Origin of the sequence: [Ruminococcus] torques ATCC 27756 (assembly GCF_000153925.1) — a bacterium.
Lineage (GTDB): Bacteria > Bacillota > Clostridia > Lachnospirales > Lachnospiraceae > Mediterraneibacter > Mediterraneibacter torques.
The window spans coordinates 5,583-8,182 of sequence record NZ_DS264357.1 but is presented as its reverse complement, the minus strand read 5'-3'; the positions used below and the strand labels follow the sequence as shown (position 1 = coordinate 8,182).

General features: G+C 40.8%; 1 protein-coding gene. It reads left to right on the top strand.

The window, feature by feature from the left end; genetic code table 11:
* Positions 1-573 precede the first annotated feature (573 nt).
* Positions 574-2,550, top strand: a complete 1,977-nt coding sequence (locus tag RUMTOR_RS13305; protein ID WP_242647692.1) for a leucine-rich repeat domain-containing protein — start codon at positions 574-576, stop codon at positions 2,548-2,550.
* Positions 2,551-2,600 lie beyond the last annotated feature (50 nt).

Below are 2,600 nucleotides of genomic sequence, written 5' to 3'. Positions count from 1 at the left end.
GCCTTCGCCCCTGTGGTGGATTCCGTTTCTGATGTGCCTGTCGATGGTGTTTGCAGTTCCGGTTAAGAAAATGCAGAAGCAGAACAGACGCAGGATGAAGCAGTATGTGATGCACAGCAAAATGAGGATGTAGAGGATATACAGATACCGGATTCGCAGGAGGATGTACCGCATGACATAACTGTAGGTGATGAGGCCGGTACGATCACTCTGAAAAAAGACGGAACACCGGAATATGGGGAAGCCGCTTTTTCGACAGAACAGACAACGGTTCGTTATCGTCTGAATGTTGAGGAAGACGGGCAGTATTACTTTGAGTTAATTAGAGATTGGAGTGTAAACGCATATATCTCTATTATTGAAAAGAAAGAGGATGGCGATACATGGCTGCCAGGAGAAGAAAGCCGATATGAACTGCACAAAGGCGGAGAGTATTATCTGGAGATAACGAATAATTCTGCAGAATCTGTACAAACCTTAAAGTGGTATGCAGGAAAAGTAAGAGATATTAAGCCTGGAGAATTTGAAGCGGAATTAAGCGAAAATGTAAAAGAGATTTATTACAATCTGACAGTGGACGAGACCGGATGGTATCGTTTCGATTCGGGTTCTTTGTCAATGGGTATTAAAGACAAAGAGACCGAGGAATTTGTTTCCGCATGGTCGTTCTGTAAATTAGAATCAGGTCATACTTATTATATTACTGTAAGTAAGAGCGAGGTAAATCCGGGAACGTCAAGTAAATGGAGCGTCAAAAAAGGGAAAGCGATTTCTGTAGAATTGGGACAAGTTAACCGAAATGAGAATTCAAAAGAAGTTTATTATGTGTTTGTGCCGGAAACGACAGGGAAATATACTGTAAAAGAAGGGGCAAGTGTTTATGATGAAAATTGGAAAACGCTTGGAATCGCATATTCTGTACCGTTGACCGCAGGGAAAACTTATTATTTTACAGTGGACAGGGCTCAATATTGGAGTATCCAAAAATATGAAGAAAGTGAAAAGGAAACGATAGCGGTACAGACAGGAACAACGTATACTACGCCGTTTGATAAGAACAGGGAGATTAATTATACGTTTACTCCGGATACGACGGCAATATATCGTTTTCGATCTCAGCAGGATAATGCAAGTCTGTCTATAAAGGAATGCGACTGGCAGACAGGATTCGGAAGTTCGAGTGGCAAGATAGATTTCTTCATTGCGCTTGAGAAGGGAAAAACTTATGAATTCTCGATGGTAAGCCTGGATAAAAGTGAGATCCAATGGAATATTACAAAAGCAGGTACGAAAACTGCTAACGAAGGAACAGAGTATACGACGACAAAAGAGGAGACAACAGTATATGATTTCGTTCCGAGTAAGTCGGGAGAATATATGTTTTCTTCAAAAGATGGGGGAACAGGAAAAGTATATAGTTCAGATTGGAAAGAAATAGAAGGGTGCTTGTATGATGGAGCTGCAGAGTTCGGCATGAAGGTTTCATTAGAGCAGGGAAAAACATATCATTTGGGCATTGCGTTATCAGATAAAGAAGCAAAATGGAAGATTGAACCGGTAAAAGAGTCATCTGATTATACATATCGTGTGCTGTCTGATAATACAGTAGAGATTTTGAAATATTCCGGAGTAGAAAGTAATGTAACAGTACCGGACAAGATCGATAATAAGGTAGTTAAAAGTGTCGGTTACGGAGCGTTTGCGGAGAATGAAAATATTGTCGGCGTAACGATTCCGGCACAGGTTACAGATTTACAGTACGGAGTATTTGCATCATGTGCAAATTTGGAAACAGTTACATTTAAAGAAGGAAGCAAATTACAGAAAATTGCCGCAAGAGCATTTGAAAACTGTTCAAAGCTTCATTCGGTCAGTCTGCCTGACAGCGTTCAGACAATCGAAGAAAACGGATTTGCTCACTGCAAAAATCTTGGACCGGTAGATCTTGGAAACGGATTAAAAAATATTGAAAACAATGCGTTTTACTATTCGGGAGTGACGAAGGTTCGTATTCCCGGCAGCACGACAGAGATCGGAGCAAGTACATTTTACGAGTGCAGATCGTTAAACGACATTACTCTTGGAAGTGGTTTAAAAGGAATTGAATCCGGAGTATTTTATCATTGCAGTAATTTGAAACAGATCGAGCTGCCGGATAATATTACTTATATTTCAGATAATGCATTTGGCGGCTCGGGATTGACGTCTGTAGAGATACCGGACTCAGTGACAAGTATCGGCAATCTGGCATTTTACGGCTGTCAATCATTGAAAAAAGCAGTAATCGGAAATAATCTTGCATATATAGCGAATAACGCATTCGGCTCATGTGCATTGACGGAAATCATGTGGGGAGATAAGGTTGAGAAAATAGGAACAGAGTCATTTTCCAATAATAAAAATCTTACGACAGTTTCGCTTCCGAACAGCATAACAGAGATTGAGTATGGGGCGTTTAACGGATGTGAGAATCTGAGCGACATTGAAATTCCGGATTCGAGTAGAGGCAATCGGGCGGTTTTGCATTTGACAATGAGGGAAGCGGCATAAGAGATACGAATACTAAATGGTATGACGCACAGGCTTGAACGGAGAACGTA